Source organism: Bacillus sp. FSL R10-2201, from assembly GCF_038008665.1.
GTDB classification, from domain to species: Bacteria; Bacillota; Bacilli; order Bacillales; family Bacillaceae_G; genus Bacillus_A; species Bacillus_A mycoides.
The window spans coordinates 5,203,913-5,218,428 of the sequence record NZ_JBBOZP010000001.1 but is presented as its reverse complement, the minus strand read 5'-3'; the positions used below and the strand labels follow the sequence as shown (position 1 = coordinate 5,218,428).

Annotated in this window: 13 protein-coding genes; 10 read left to right on the top strand and 3 right to left on the bottom strand. The window is 34.6% G+C overall.

Annotated elements, in window-relative coordinates:
• Nucleotides 1-2 precede the first annotated feature (2 nt).
• The 8 genes from walK (at nt 3) to NSQ69_RS26960 (ending at nt 7,855) form a co-directional block, all read left to right on the top strand.
• Nucleotides 3-1,838 (top strand): cell wall metabolism sensor histidine kinase WalK, encoded by a 1,836-nt coding sequence (gene walK, locus NSQ69_RS26995; protein ID WP_002130184.1) that lies wholly within the window; start codon nt 3-5, stop codon nt 1,836-1,838.
• On the top strand, nt 1,835-3,172 hold the full coding sequence (locus tag NSQ69_RS26990) for a YycH family regulatory protein (protein ID WP_002130183.1): 1,338 nt from the start codon (nt 1,835-1,837) through the stop codon (nt 3,170-3,172). Before walK ends, NSQ69_RS26990 begins: the two co-directional genes overlap by 4 nt.
• A complete protein-coding gene (locus tag NSQ69_RS26985; RefSeq protein ID WP_002130182.1) occupies nt 3,153-3,989 on the top strand; it encodes a two-component system regulatory protein YycI in 837 nt (278 codons plus the stop codon). The genes NSQ69_RS26990 and NSQ69_RS26985 overlap by 20 nt, the downstream gene beginning before the upstream one ends.
• Entirely contained in the window at nt 3,973-4,767 is a 795-nt protein-coding gene (locus NSQ69_RS26980; protein ID WP_002130181.1) for an MBL fold metallo-hydrolase, read from the top strand. Before NSQ69_RS26985 ends, NSQ69_RS26980 begins: the two co-directional genes overlap by 17 nt.
• Before the next feature lie 63 nt (nt 4,768-4,830).
• On the top strand, nt 4,831-6,018 hold the full coding sequence (locus NSQ69_RS26975) for a S1C family serine protease (RefSeq protein ID WP_002035000.1): 1,188 nt from the start codon (nt 4,831-4,833) through the stop codon (nt 6,016-6,018).
• 53 nt (nt 6,019-6,071) lie between these two features.
• Entirely contained in the window at nt 6,072-6,257 is a 186-nt protein-coding gene (locus NSQ69_RS26970; RefSeq protein ID WP_002035001.1) for a CxxH/CxxC protein, read from the top strand.
• Nucleotides 6,258-6,316: 59 nt separating this feature from the next.
• Nucleotides 6,317-6,796, top strand: a complete 480-nt coding sequence (gene rlmH / locus NSQ69_RS26965; protein ID WP_002130178.1) for a 23S rRNA (pseudouridine(1915)-N(3))-methyltransferase RlmH — start codon at nt 6,317-6,319, stop codon at nt 6,794-6,796.
• A gap of 180 nt (nt 6,797-6,976) precedes the next feature.
• Nucleotides 6,977-7,855: a radical SAM/SPASM domain-containing protein gene (locus NSQ69_RS26960; RefSeq protein ID WP_002016446.1), complete on the top strand. Its 879-nt coding sequence runs from the start codon at nt 6,977-6,979 to the stop codon at nt 7,853-7,855.
• Nucleotides 7,856-7,891: 36 nt separating this feature from the next.
• Here the strand turns inward: NSQ69_RS26960 and pepF are convergent, their stop codons facing one another.
• Nucleotides 7,892-9,709, bottom strand: coding sequence for an oligoendopeptidase F (pepF, locus tag NSQ69_RS26955; RefSeq protein WP_002167285.1), 1,818 nt, complete (start codon nt 9,707-9,709; stop codon nt 7,892-7,894).
• A 138-nt stretch (nt 9,710-9,847) separates the two neighbouring features.
• Nucleotides 9,848-10,831 carry a GMP reductase gene (guaC, locus tag NSQ69_RS26950; protein WP_341099850.1) on the bottom strand — a complete coding sequence of 328 codons (984 nt, stop codon included), beginning with the start codon at nt 10,829-10,831 and terminating at the stop codon, nt 9,848-9,850.
• Nucleotides 10,832-11,068: 237 nt separating this feature from the next.
• Between guaC and NSQ69_RS26945 the strand changes: the two genes are divergently transcribed.
• Both NSQ69_RS26945 and NSQ69_RS26940 read left to right on the top strand, forming a co-directional pair.
• Entirely contained in the window at nt 11,069-12,100 is a 1,032-nt protein-coding gene (locus tag NSQ69_RS26945; protein ID WP_002130174.1) for an acyltransferase, read from the top strand.
• Between the two features lie 229 nt (nt 12,101-12,329).
• Nucleotides 12,330-13,775 carry a DEAD/DEAH box helicase gene (locus NSQ69_RS26940; protein ID WP_002130172.1) on the top strand — a complete coding sequence of 482 codons (1,446 nt, stop codon included), beginning with the start codon at nt 12,330-12,332 and terminating at the stop codon, nt 13,773-13,775.
• Between the two features lie 43 nt (nt 13,776-13,818).
• Here the strand turns inward: NSQ69_RS26940 and NSQ69_RS26935 are convergent, their stop codons facing one another.
• A complete protein-coding gene (locus NSQ69_RS26935; RefSeq protein WP_340804569.1) occupies nt 13,819-14,379 on the bottom strand; it encodes a DUF1836 domain-containing protein in 561 nt (186 codons plus the stop codon).
• Between the last annotated feature and the right edge of the window lie 137 nt (nt 14,380-14,516).

Here is a 14,516-nt window from a genome sequence, read left to right as displayed (position 1 = left end):
ATATGAAGAAAGTTGGTTTTTTTCAATCTATTCATTTAAAATTTGTGCTCATATATATGCTGTTAATATTAATAGCAATGCAAGTAATTGGTGTATATTTCGTCAGGGAATTAGAAAAAAGCCTTGTAAAAGGCTTTCAAGATTCCTTAACGCAGCAAACAAATCTACTTTCTTATAACCTGAAGCAAGAGTTTGTAAAAGAACGTCCTAAAACAGAATCAGTAGATAAAGCTATTAATGACTCGATTCAAAAATTCGCATCAGATCGTAAGAAAGATATTCAAGAAGTAAGTGTAATTGATGCTACTAAAAAATTAATGGCAATTTCAGACGGGTCTAAGCAAAATAAGGTAGGAAGAACGTCAGCAGATACAGCTGTACAACGGGTAATGGTACAAAAGAAACCAGAGTCAAAGATTGAGAAAGATGGAAATACAGGTCATCGAGTTCAAGTTATGATTACCCCTATTCTAAAAGAGCCTGGCGGAGAGGTACTTGGTGTCATTCATATCGTTGCATCTATGGAAGATGTGTATAAACAAATGAAGGACATCAACCAAATTTTTGCAACGGGGACAGTAATTGCTTTATTAGTAACAGCTGTACTTGGAATTTTATTGGCTCAAACAATTACGAGACCAATTTCAGATATGCGAAGACAAGCAATTGAAATGGCGAAAGGAAATTATTCGCGAAAAGTAAAGGTGCATAGTCACGATGAGATTGGACAATTAGCATTATCTTTTAACAATTTATCTAAAAAATTACAACAAGCTCGTTCCTCCACAGAAAGTGAAAGACGAAAATTATCATCCGTTTTATCACATATGACAGATGGAGTAATTGCTACTGATCGAAAAGGGGATATCATTTTATTAAATGATCCTGCGGAAAAGATGTTAAATGTTTCGCGTGAAACGGCGCTAGATCAATCAGTGTTAGAAGTGCTAGGAATACAAGAAGAATTTACACTGGATCATTTATATGAAGAGCCTGATTCAGTTTTATTAGATTTTAGTACGAGAAATGAACCATATATTTTACGTGCTAGTTTCTCTGTTATTCAAAAAGAAACAGGGAAGGCAAATGGTTTAATTGCTGTATTATATGATGTAACAGAGCAGGAGCGGATAGAACAAGAGCGCCGTGAGTTTGTTGCGAACGTATCTCATGAGTTAAGAACGCCGTTAACAACGATGCGCAGTTACTTAGAAGCACTTACTGATGGAGCATGGCAAGATCCAAATATTGCACCGCAATTTTTAACGGTTACACAAGAGGAAACGGAAAGAATGATCAGGCTTGTAAATGCATTGTTACAACTATCTAAACTAGATAGTACAGAACATCGCTTAATGAAGGAATGGGTCGACTTTACGGATTTCTTTAATAACGTTATCGATCGTTTTGAAATGTCTAAAGAGCAAAATGTAAGCTTCAAACGATCTTTCTCTAAAAAATCTCGATTTATTGATATGGATACAGACAAAATTACACAAGTTTTATATAACATTATTTCCAATGCACTAAAATATTCGCCAGAAGGTGGTACAGTAACATATCGCCTACGTGACCGCGGGGAGTTATTAGAGATTAGTGTGAGTGATCAAGGAATGGGAATTCCGAAAGAAAATGTAGATAAAATATTTGAACGTTTTTATCGTGTAGATAAAGCGCGTTCGAGACAAATGGGTGGTACAGGTCTTGGGTTAGCCATTGCGAAAGAAATGATTGAGGCACATGGCGGCTCGGTTTGGGCGAAAAGTGAGGAAGGAAAAGGGACAACTATTTATTTCACATTGCCAATGGCGACAGATGAAGAGGACGATTGGGAATGAGTATGGAAAACTTTAAAACGATAGTTCTAATTAATTTGGTTGTCATTAGTCTATTTCTTACTTTTAACTTGTGGACATATGTTCCTGATTCTACTTCTATGCAAAATACAAAGTTCGTTCAAGGTAACGAAGAGATAAATACGATAAAGATTTCGGAGGTTGTTCGCCCATCCTCTGTCGTTATTCATAAAGAGAAAAATCATTATGTAAGCGAAAAGAAGGAAAATGTGGATTCGATTTATAAAATTCTTGAAAACGGAGAATTACATAATTTCGAGGAAATAACGTGGACAGTCCCTAAAGGTGATTTTCTGTCTTATGTACACGGAGAAGAAAAAATTGAATTTGTTTTTCCTACAAATATCCCGTTAGATACGATTAAAAATATGTTTAATATTAAAGATAAAAACATAGAAAGTAACAGAAGTTTTAATCGTATTATAATTGATCCTTCTAGAAGTAAGGATCAAGAAATTAAAGTTAGCTTTGTTTCCTATGATACTCCTCATAAAATATATCAAGCAACATTAAGTGGTGCTTATATAAAGGATATTATAAATGCTCAAAATCAACTTATAACAGTAGCAAGACCATATTTTGAGTATCAAATAAATGATACAAAAAAACTTTTTTTACCAGAGGGGATTACGGAATTAAGTAAGGCAGAGTATATTACAGCTAAACTAGAAGTGGATCCATTTAAAAATGCCTTATTTAGTGATCCACGTTATTTAAGTCCTATTTCTGAGAAAACAAAGGAAACATTTACAGATGGCATCCGTTCTATGGAAATTGATAAGTCGGATGCAATGTTGAAATATAAAAATTCCGCTGTACATGGTGATAAATCTACGGATAATGCGGTAATTTTACAAAAAAGTTTTGACTTTGTAAGTGGGCATAGTGGATCCTTGAAGTCCTATCGTTTTGATTATATTAATGGGAGGAAAACTTCATTCCGTTTATATGAGGATGGTTTGCCTGTATTTAATGCAAATGGAATAGCGGAATTAAAACAAGTATGGGGTTCAGGTGAAATTATGCAGTATGAAAGACCCTTTTTTGAGTTCAGTATTCCTTTGCCTAGTAAACAACAAACAACTTCTCTAGCATCAGGTCGTACAGTGATGACATCACTAGAGAATAATCCAGAAATTGATAAAAAATCAATTCAGGATGTTGGTATTGGTTATAAAATGTCATTGGAACCGTCCATCAGTGATGTGAGAATCGCTGTCTTACAGCCGATATGGTATGTAAAATGTGAAGAAGATGGTAAGCAACAAATATATGAGTGGAGTGAGGGGGGACTAAATGGATTGGGATCGAATTAAGACCATATTTATTGTGACCTTTTTTGTTTTAGACCTCTTTCTTATCTTTCAGTTCATTCAAAAGCAAGATAGTAATCAATTAGAACTTGTGACGGAAACGAAAATTGATCAACAATTAAAAGCTGAAAAAATTACTATGGGAAATTTTCCTAAAGAACCGAAAAAAGAGTCATTTATAATGGCGAAAAATAAGGGTTTCAAAGAAGAAGATGTGGAATCTTTAAAAAATCAGACAGCGCATGTGCAAGACGAATATCAAATAGAGGGTAAATTAAAAGAGCCTTTTTTAAATACAAAATCATTGTCAAAAGATAAGTATAATGAGTTTTTGAAAAATTATGTGCTGGATGGACAAAAATATGAGTTTGGAGCAATAAAGGACTCAAAAATTTACTTCTTTCAAAAGTATAAAGATAAACCAATCTTCTACAATAATCGTGCGATGATTGTTGTAGATTTAAATGAAAAAAATGAGCTTATTTCATATACACAAACAATGTTAACGGATTTGAAGGAAATGGGCGAAAGCGAAAAGACGAAAGAACAAGAAATTATTACTGCTCAAACAGCTTTAGAAAATATATATTTGAAAAATAAAATTGCAGAAAATACGCACGTGAAAGAGGCGCAGATTGGATATGCGACTCTTGCGGAGTCTTCTTCTAATATACAAGTGCTTGCTCCAACATGGAACTTAAAGACAGAACAAAAAAAGGATTTTTTTGTGAATGCAATTGAAGGACAAGTTATGGAATTAGGGGAAACTCAAGTGCCGGAAGAACATAATGGAGTGAGAAAGAATGAGCATGCATTTTAGTGTACTTGCAAGTGGAAGTACAGGGAATATGCTATATGTAGGAACAGATGAAAAAAAACTGCTTGTCGATGCAGGTTTAAGTGGTAAAGCGACAGAGGCTTTATTTAAACAAGCTGAACTGAATATAAATGACATATCAGGTATTCTTGTAACACATGAGCATAGTGATCACATTAAAGGATTAGGTGTATTGGCGCGTAAATATGATTTACCTGTTTATGCGAACGAGAAAACATGGAATGCAATGGAACATTTAATAGGTAATATCCCAACTGATCAAAAATTCATTTTCTCAGTAGGAGACGTGAAAACATTTGGGGATATTGAAGTTGAATCATTTGGTGTTTCTCATGATGCGGCGGAACCGATGTTTTACGCTTTTCATAACAATAATAGAAAGTTAGCTCTTATTACAGATACGGGCTACGTAAGTGACCGTATGAAAGGTGTTATTAAGGGAGCAAATGCTTTCGTGTTTGAAAGCAATCATGATGTGGAAATGCTTCGTATGGGACGCTATCCATGGAGCATTAAGCGACGTATTTTAAGCGACGTTGGCCACGTTTGTAATGAGGACGCTGCATTAGCGATGGCTGATGTTATTACAGATGAGACAAAACACATTTATTTAGCACATTTAAGCTTAGATAATAACATGAAAGAATTAGCGCGTATGTCTGTATCACAAGTATTAGAAGAAAAAGGTTTTGGGGTTGGAAAATCCTTTGAAATACATGATACGGATCAAAAAATGCCTACGAAAATTCAATACGTATAATTCTTCATTTTAGTAAACAATAAAGGTGAATATAGTTGTTTTCAGGAAGATAGGTGAACAAATATGTCCTTTATTGATGAAGAAAAATATCGTATTAAACGTGCAGGCAAAAAGAAACATAAAGGTATTGTCATTTCTAGCATAGCGGGGACAATTGTAGGGGCTTCATTATTTGCATTTGGAGCTCCTTTATTTTCAAATCATGCAGGTAAGCTTCCGCAAGCTGAAGCAAGTGAAAAAAATATGGCTGAAGCTCAAAGTGGAAATGTTCCTGTTAAACAGATTAGCTTTGTAGACGCTGTGGATCGTGCTTCAGAGGCTGTTGTTGGTGTTATTAATATTCAACGAGACAATTTTTCGGAGGCTGATTCGGAAGCTGGTACAGGCTCTGGTGTGATTTATAAGAGAACAGATGGACATGCGTATATTGTAACGAATAACCACGTTGTTGCTGGGGCGAATCGTATTGAAGTGAGCTTAAGTGACGGTAAGAAAATTCCAGGTAAAGTATTAGGAACCGATGTAGTCACGGACTTAGCTGTACTAGAAATAGATGCGAAGCATGTGAAGAAAGTGATTGAAATTGGCGACTCTAATACCGTTCGTAGAGGAGAACCAGTTATTGCGATTGGAAATCCACTAGGGTTACAATTTTCCGGAACTGTCACACAAGGTATTATTTCGGCTAATGAGCGTATTGTTCCTGTAGATTTAGATCAAGATGGACATTACGATTGGCAAGTAGAAGTATTGCAAACAGATGCGGCAATTAATCCAGGTAATAGTGGTGGAGCGCTTGTAAATGTAGCGGGACAATTAATAGGTATTAACTCAATGAAAATTGCAGCAAAAGAAGTAGAAGGAATTGGATTAGCTATTCCAGTTACGAGAGCTGTTCCTATTATGAATGAACTAGAAAAGTACGGTAAAGTAAGAAGACCTTACGTTGGGATTGAACTAAGATCATTAAATGAGATTCCGAGTTACTATTGGTCAAAAACATTACACTTACCAGGTAACGTAACAGAAGGAGTCTGCATTTTAGATGTGAAAAGTCCTTCGCCAGGTACGGATGCGGGTCTTAGAGAACATGATGTTATTGTGGCGGTAGATGGAAAAGCGGTGCACGATATTATTGGGTTCCGCACGGCCTTATATAATAAAAAAATTAATGATAAAATGACTCTTACGTTTTATCGTGGTACAAAACGAGCGACAACAACGGTGAAATTAGGCATTCAAAAGTATTAAAAACAGGAGGGCCTACCTCCTGTTTTCTATTGTAGAAAAGTGAGGTGAGGAATATGAATTTACCTTGTTGTTTAGAACATGTTGAATTAGCATTAGATATTATTGTGGATGAGTGTGAAGTCGCACCGGTTATTAACAATGTGGATAACTCTAAAGAAGAGAAAAAAACATGTGAATTTTGTCAAAATGAGGCGACATATGTTGTATCGAACACAGATTCTCACACAATATGTGGGTAACATTTGTGGATATGTGGATAAGTCCTGTGGATAACGTGTTTGTAAGGTGGGGAATAAATGTGAATATCTCGATTATTTCAATCGGAAAATTAAAAGAAAAATACTTAAAACAAGGTATAGCAGAATACTTAAAACGATTATCTTCTTACGCAAAAGTAGAAGTAATTGAATTGCCAGATGAAAAGGCACCAGAAAATTTAAGTGCAGCAGAAATGTTAATTGTAAAAGAAAAAGAAGGTATTCGTATACTGGATAAAATTTCTGATGATACGCATGTCATTGCGTTAGCTATAGAAGGAAAACAAAAATCATCAGAAGAATTTGCGGTAAGTATAGATCGCCTTGCTACATATGGAAAGAGCAAGATTACATTTGTAATTGGTGGATCACTGGGGCTTAGTTCTGAAGTAATGAAGCGTTCAAACGAATCTCTTTCTTTTTCGAAGATGACATTACCACATCAATTAATGCGATTAGTATTGCTTGAGCAGGTGTATAGAGCGTTTCGGATTAATCGTGGTGAACCGTATCATAAATAAATTTTTCATTTGTATATAAAGAGTAAAAAAGACCATTGGACAAAAATCACCGATGGTCTTTTAAACATTAATAGATGGTATGTAGATTTCCTAAAATAAGTATGTTTCTATTTCTAAAAAAATATGCTGTAATATGAAGAGGGAAAAAGTATAAGTAGTCATAGAAGTGAGGAATTAAAGGTGAAGAAGTTTAAGAAGTTTTACTTGGAGATTACGAGTGTATGTAATCTTGCGTGCAGCTTTTGTCCGCCGACGGAAAGGCAGAAGCAATTCATTTCTGTAGAGGATTTTGCTAAAAGATTAGACCAAATTAAACCTCACACAGACTACATTTATTTGCACGTGAAGGGTGAGCCGTTGCTCCATCCGAAAATAGATCAACTATTAGATTTAAGCCATGAAAAAGGGTTTAAAGTTAATATTACAACGAACGGAACGTTAATTAATAAGAGAAGGCATAGACTGTTAAATAAGCCTGCGTTAAGACAAATGAATTTTTCACTGCACAGTTTTGATGGACACCCAGGTTCGCAAGATAAAGAGGGCTATGTAAGGAGTATACTTTCTTTCATTAGAGAGGCAACAAGTCAATCGGACTTAATCGTTTCACTAAGATTATGGAATTTAACTCAGGATAATAAAACAAATGCTGAAATCCAAAAAAATAGGGATTTATTATCTATAATTGAAAATGAATTTGATCTATCTTATCAAATTGAAGAGAAGCTTACACCGGGAAAAGGTATAAAAATTGCGGAACGTGTCTTTATTAATCAAGACTATGAATTCCAGTGGCCGGCATTGCATGAAGAAGAGGATGATGGAAAAGGATTCTGTCATGGTCTTCGAAATCAGGCTGGAATCTTAGCGAACGGAACGGTTATTCCTTGTTGTCTAGATGGTGAGGGAATTATTAATCTTGGAAATATTAATAATGATTCATTCTCTAATATTATTGAAGGTGAAAGAGCGAACAATATTGTAGATGGATTTTCAAAAAGGGTTGCAGTAGAAGAACTATGTAGAAAGTGCGGATACCGCAAAAGATTTGGAAAGTAAATATAGAATAAGCCCTCATAAAGCGAGGGCTTATTTTTATTCTTGATAAGAACGTTCTAATTCATCAATTAAGGAACCGACGTAAGAAACGGCTTTACGGATTGCATCTGGTTTTGACATGTCTACTCCAGCGTGTTTCATTAATTCCAGTGGTTTCATTGTACCGCCTGCACGGAGTACATCAAGCCAGCGATCAACAGCAGGTTGTCCCTCTTCTTTAATCATTTGAGCTACAGCGGTAGAAGCAGTTAGTCCCGCAGAATATGTGTAAGAATATAAGCCCATATAATAGTGAGGTTGACGCATCCATGTTAAACCGGCGCCTTCATCAATTTCTACGGAATCTCCCCAGAATGTCGAAAGGACCTTCGTTTTTATTTCAGTTAAAGTTGTAGCTGTGAGTGCTTGCCCTTCTTCTGCTAGAGCGTATACTCTTCTTTGATATTCTCCCTCAAGTAGATGGGTAACGAAGTTGTGGTAATATGTGCCGAGTAGTTGCAGAATAACCCATCTGCGCATTCTCTTATCTTCAGTAGTCGCAAGTAAATGCTGGGCTAATAGTAATTCATTCATTGTTGATGGAGCTTCAACGAAGTACATAGATGGACGCACATTCATAATACGCTGATTTTTATTTGCTAAATAAAAATGACCAGCATGTCCAAATTCATGAGCTAATGTGAAACACCCGCGCATCGTACCCTGCCATGTAATTAAAATATAAGGGTGAGAACCGTATGGGCTAGAGCAGAAGGCACCTGTTGATTTTCCTACGTTATCTGCAAGGTCTACCCATCTTTCTTTGAAGCCCTTTTCGATAATGGAACTATATTCATTTCCTAATACTTTTAAAGAATCTTGAATGAGTTTGCCAGCTTCTTCGTAAGTGATTGTTGGATTAAATTCAGGATCTAACGGTGCATGTAAGTCACAGAAAAGCATTTGATCAAGCCCTAATACATTCTTTTTTAAATCTGCAAAACGGCGCATATGAGGCGCTAATTCGTTATAAATAATATCTAGTTGGTTGTTATACATTTCAAGTGGAACTTTTTGAGGCTCTAAAAGCATATGGGTAACGGACTCGTACTTGCGCAAACGAGAAAGCGCCACTTGTTTTTTTACTTCAGTAGCATATGTTGTTGCAACTGTATTTTTATATCGTTTCAATGTGGAAACAAATGATGAATATGCTTTTTTACGTATATATGCGCTTGGAGAAAATTCATATTTGCTTTCGAATAATGCAAACGATACAGGCAAATCATTTCCCTGTTCATCTTGTATAGAAGGGAAATCCATATCGGCTAATTTAGTCATGCCGTAAATTTTGTAGGGTGAACTATGAACTTCGCCGAGTGCAGCAAGAGCTTCTTCTGTTTCAGGAGAGAGAGTGTACTGCCTCTTTTTGAGTATCTCTAGTAATGATTTACGGAAAGGTTCAAGTTTTATTTCCTCAGTTAAATATTTTTCAATTATTCCCTCCTCAAATGAGAGAATTTCGTTATGAATAAAGGAAAGTGCGGTATGTACATTCGTTCCTAGAGCGGAAATTTTGGAAGAATTCGCTTGAATAACTGAATCTGTACGATCAACGGATTCTTTTAAGTTTGCATATGCGCCGAGTTTTGTTAACTTCATTAAAAGCTCTTCTTCTAAAAGTAGGCAATTTAATAAGGTAGCGGGGCTAGTGTGTAATTGTCCTTTAAATGCATCAAGTTTTTTTATATCGTCTGTTAATACAAGTAATGCAGTTTCCCACTCTTTATCAGATTCGTATAAATCAGAAAGGTCCCATGTCAATTCAGTAGAGACTTCCGCGCGAATAAGGCGTTTCTCAATTACATTTTTCATTTGTTATATCCCCCTTATTATAAGTATCTAAAAACATGATACTAGAAAATTCAGTGAAATGAAAATATTTTACATTTTTATACATGAAAAAGAAGGACAAGCATAAAAAATGCTTGTCCTTCTAGTTAAATTTATAAATTAATATACTTTGTCACCGTTGAAAATAGAGTTTTTCACGACTACATAATCTACAGTACGAATTGCGTCTAATTTTGTTCCACCAGCGTAAGAGATAGAAGATTGAAGATCTTGTTCCATTTCGATTAAAGTGTCTTCTAAAGAACCTTTATGCTCAACGAACATTTTCTTACCTTCAACGTTTTTCTTCTCACCTTTTTGGAATTCAGAAGCTGAACCGAAGTACTCTTTATAAAGTTTGCCATCTTTTTCGATTGTTTCCCCTGGAGACTCTTCATGACCTGCGAATAGAGAACCGACCATAACCATAGTTGCTCCAAATCGAATTGATTTAGCTACGTCGCCATGTGTACGAATACCACCGTCAGCGATAATTGGCTTACTTGCAGCTTTTGCACACCAGCGAAGTGCAGCTAGCTGCCAACCGCCAGTTCCAAAGCCTGTTTTAATTTTAGTAATACAAACTTTACCAGGTCCAATGCCAACTTTTGTTGCATCAGCACCAGCGTTTTCTAATTCTCTTACCGCTTCTGGAGTTCCAATGTTTCCAGCGATAACGAAGCTTTCTGGTAAATGTTTTTTAATATGTTGAATCATGTTGATCACAGCGTTAGAGTGACCATGTGCGATATCGATTGTAATGTATTCAGGTGAAAGTTGCTCAGCAGCTAATTGTTGTACGAATTCGTACTCGTCTTCTTTAACACCAACGCTGATTGAAGCAATTAATCCACGTGATTGCATATCTCTAATGAATGAAATTCGTTTCTCTGGTTGGAAACGATGCATGATATAGAAGTAATTATTTTCAGCTAAATAAGTTGCGATTCTTTCATCAATAATCGTTTGCATATTTGCAGGTACGACAGGTAATTTAAATTTATGTTTTCCTAAAGTGACAGTTGTATCACATTCAGATCGGCTATTTACAATACATTTTGCAGGAATTAATTGAATATCTTCATAGTCAAATACGTTTTCCATCATTTACACCCCTAAAATACGAATATTTTACATAGTTCACTTAAAAACGTTCGTCCAAATGATAATTTACAGTATTTTTAGTAATAAGTCAAAGGTTTTAATGTTTAATTTTAAAAAATAAAGCTTATTTAATATTTTTGGATTTATATGGCTACAATGTATTTTAATGTGTAATCGATTACTGTAGAATTATGTAGGGAGAATAATAGAGAAATATATTAATTTAGGGGAGATTTTATGGGACGATTAGTGTATATGGATTGGCTACGTGTATTAGCGACAATTGCGGTCGTTACAATTCACGTTGCTGCTGGTTATGTTTCTACGTTAGATTCAAATAACGTGTCGCGTTGGCTGGCTGGTAATTTTTACGACTCACTTTCGCGTGCTAGTGTACCAATTTTTGTAATGATTAGTGGAGCCCTATTATTAAAGGGAACAAAAGATACTTCTATTGGGGAATTTTTAAAGAAACGTGCAAGTAAAGTGATTATACCTTTTATAGGTTGGAGTGCTATATTTTACATCTATGGGGCTTGCGTAGGATATTTTCCGGCTTCTTTAAAGCAAGGGATAAAGTACTTTTTAACAAATAGTATCGGGTTACATCTATGGTTCTTATATATGATTGTAGGAATATATTTAATCGCACCTTTACTGAAAGTATTTGTGAAAAATGCTAAGAAGAGAGAGATAGAATATTTTTTAATTTTATGGCTATATGCATCTGTAATAGTTAAACTAGTAAACTATTATTATCCTATCAACTTTAATATTGAATTATTTTATGTTACAAATTATGTAGGATATTTTCTACTTGGTTATTACTTATCAAATTATGATATTGCGAAAAAATGGCGGAATATTTCTTATATTGGGGGAGTTGTAGGATGTATTGGTACATTCTTTATGACATACCATTATACATTGAAAGCAAATGGACAGCTGGATCAATATTGGTATGAATATTTTGCGCCAGGTGTTGTACTTATGGCAATTGGGTTATTTGTCTTTTTTAAATATGCTTTCCAAAATTCAGAAAGGCAATTGCCATTTTTATTACGTGGCATAAACCAAGCAAGTCTTGGGATTTATATTCTTCACTTTTTCTTATTAAATAATTATCTATACATAGTCATTCCAAAGGTGAATGCACATGTACATGCAATATTGGCAATACCTATAAATGTAATTATTACACTTGTCCTTAGTATGTTAATAACTTTAGTATTGCAAAGAATACCGGTTGTAAAAAGGCTAGTTCCGTAAAGGAAAAATCTGAAAATAAAATATTTTTCGTTATGTAGGTGGACAGGCTTATTATTAAGACTGTCCTTTATTATGTTGTTTTAAAAAACAATATAAAAAGAGTTATACTTAGGTTAAGTTGATATTTTAGCGAATTAAAAATATTAGTTTGATATATCCTCTTAGTATAATTAAATGTAGGGGAATAAAAAATATAATTATTAAATACAGAATAAAATGAGGTTATTACATGAGTAAAAGAAGTTTTACCGATTATGCATTAAGTAAAGAAATTGTAAGAGCACTTACTGGTTTAGGATATGAACATCCAACGGAAGTGCAAGGAGAGGTTATTCCAGTTGCCTTGCAAAAGAAAGACCTTGTCGTGAAATCACAGACTGGAAGTGGAAAAACCGCTTCATTTGGCATACCACTTTGTGAAATGGTGGAGTGGGAAGAGAATAAGCCACAAGCTTTAGTTTTAACACCGACGAGAGAGCTTGCGGTGCAAGTAAAAGAAGATATTACGAATATAGGTCGTTTCAAAAGAATTAAGGCCGCTGCAGTTTATGGTAAATCTCCATTTGCACGTCAAAAATTAGAGTTAAAGCAAAAAACACATATTGTAGTTGGGACTCCTGGCCGTGTGTTAGATCATATTGAAAAAGGTACCCTTTCTTTAGAGTGTTTGAAGTATTTAGTTATTGATGAAGCGGATGAAATGCTGAATATGGGTTTTATCGATCAAGTAGAGGCAATTATTGACGAATTACCTAAAAAACGAATGACAATGCTATTTTCAGCAACACTTCCAAAAGATGTTGAAAAGTTATCTCGTACGTATATGGATTCGCCAACGCATATTGAAATTAAGGCTACCGGGATTACAACAGATAAAATTGAACATACACTTTTTGAGATGAGAGAAGAGGAGAAGCTTTCACTTCTTAAAGATGTAACAACGATTGAGAATCCAGATAGTTGTATTATTTTTTGCCGTACGCAAGAAAATGTAGATCACGTATTTCAGCAGTTAAAGCGGGTTAACTATCCTTGTGACAAAATACATGGTGGTATGGTACAAGAAGATCGTTTTGAAGTTATGGACGATTTTAGAAAAGGAAAGTTCCGTTATTTAGTAGCGACAGACGTAGCTGCTAGAGGAATTGATATTGATAATATTACACATGTTATTAACTATGATATTCCATTAGAAAAAGAAAGTTATGTACATCGTACGGGAAGAACGGGACGAGCTGGTAATAACGGGAAAGCTATTACATTCATGACGCCGTATGAAAATAGATTTTTAGAAGAGATTGAGGAGTACATTGGCTTTGAAATTCCAAAGGCACTTGCACCTTCAAAAGAAGAAGTTATGAAAGGGAAAGCAGTATTTGAGGAAAAGATACATGCTAAACCAATTATAAAGAAAGATAAAAATGCAGACCTAAACAAAGGAATTATGAAATTGTACTTTAATGGCGGGAAGAAAAAGAAAATTAGGGCGGTAGATTTCGTCGGTACAATTGCTAAAATTAAAGGTGTTACAGCAGAAGATATAGGAATTATTACAATACAAGACAATGTTTCTTACGTTGAAATATTAAATGGAAAAGGACCACTTGTTTTAAAAAATATGAAAAACACAACGATTAAAGGGAAACAATTAAAGGTTCATGAAGCAATTAAGTAAACAAAAAAACTATCCACCTCTAACAGGTGGATAGTTTTTTTGTTTAAGTTTCTTTGAGGTCATCAACTAGTTTCTCTGCTAAACGTCTATACATATTACTCATAGTCACGAAGGATGTTAGTAATAAAAACTTTTCTAGCTTTGGATCTTCTAAGGAAGAAACCTCGTTTACTTCCTTAACACGTTTATTCACGTCTTGCTTAAAGCTTTCCACATTGGTGTCAGTAAGAGAAAGGTAATCTTTATATAGAGTGTTTAATTCGAATGTAGCATCGTTTATTAACGGTGCATTTATATTTTCTAAGGAGCTTTTTATATCATTAATGGAAAGAGCTCCTTTTAATTGATAAATTAAGCTGATTAAAATCATATGTTCTTTTGAATACTTTTTATTTTTGATAGGGATGAATAATTTCCCTTTTGCGTAATTGTTAATCATTGTTTTTGTTAATACTTTTTCATCATCAGTTCTCGTTGTATCCGCATAAGTATTCTCAAATAGTTGGACAACTTGGTCTACATATAAGTCGACATTTGGGATATCCTCAAGTTTAATACTTTTTTCTAAATGTAATGATTCAAGTAATTTATTTATATTTTCCACGTAGAACCCCTCACTTTTATAACTTAGTGGAACTTAATGTTTAGTATATCTTTAAATATGGTATTACGAAACAAATGAATTGTAAATGTTGACCCGCACGGATAATATGTATATAATTACATGTAGTTATGAAAACT

What these genes read in the sequence shown, in the direction of transcription:
- walK (WP_002130184.1), top strand. Translation starts at nt 3, where the DNA reads ATGAAGAAAGTTGGTTTTTTTCAATCTATTCATTTAAAATTTGTGCTC.
- NSQ69_RS26990 (WP_002130183.1), top strand. Translation starts at nt 1,835, where the DNA reads ATGAGTATGGAAAACTTTAAAACGATAGTTCTAATTAATTTGGTTGTC.
- NSQ69_RS26985 (WP_002130182.1), top strand. Translation starts at nt 3,153, where the DNA reads ATGGATTGGGATCGAATTAAGACCATATTTATTGTGACCTTTTTTGTT.
- NSQ69_RS26980 (WP_002130181.1), top strand. Translation starts at nt 3,973, where the DNA reads ATGAGCATGCATTTTAGTGTACTTGCAAGTGGAAGTACAGGGAATATG.
- NSQ69_RS26975 (WP_002035000.1), top strand. Translation starts at nt 4,831, where the DNA reads ATGTCCTTTATTGATGAAGAAAAATATCGTATTAAACGTGCAGGCAAA.
- NSQ69_RS26970 (WP_002035001.1), top strand. Translation starts at nt 6,072, where the DNA reads ATGAATTTACCTTGTTGTTTAGAACATGTTGAATTAGCATTAGATATT.
- pepF (WP_002167285.1), bottom strand. Translation starts at nt 9,709, where the DNA reads ATGAAAAATGTAATTGAGAAACGCCTTATTCGCGCGGAAGTCTCTACT.
- guaC (WP_341099850.1), bottom strand. Translation starts at nt 10,831, where the DNA reads ATGGAAAACGTATTTGACTATGAAGATATTCAATTAATTCCTGCAAAA.
- NSQ69_RS26945 (WP_002130174.1), top strand. Translation starts at nt 11,069, where the DNA reads ATGGGACGATTAGTGTATATGGATTGGCTACGTGTATTAGCGACAATT.
- NSQ69_RS26940 (WP_002130172.1), top strand. Translation starts at nt 12,330, where the DNA reads ATGAGTAAAAGAAGTTTTACCGATTATGCATTAAGTAAAGAAATTGTA.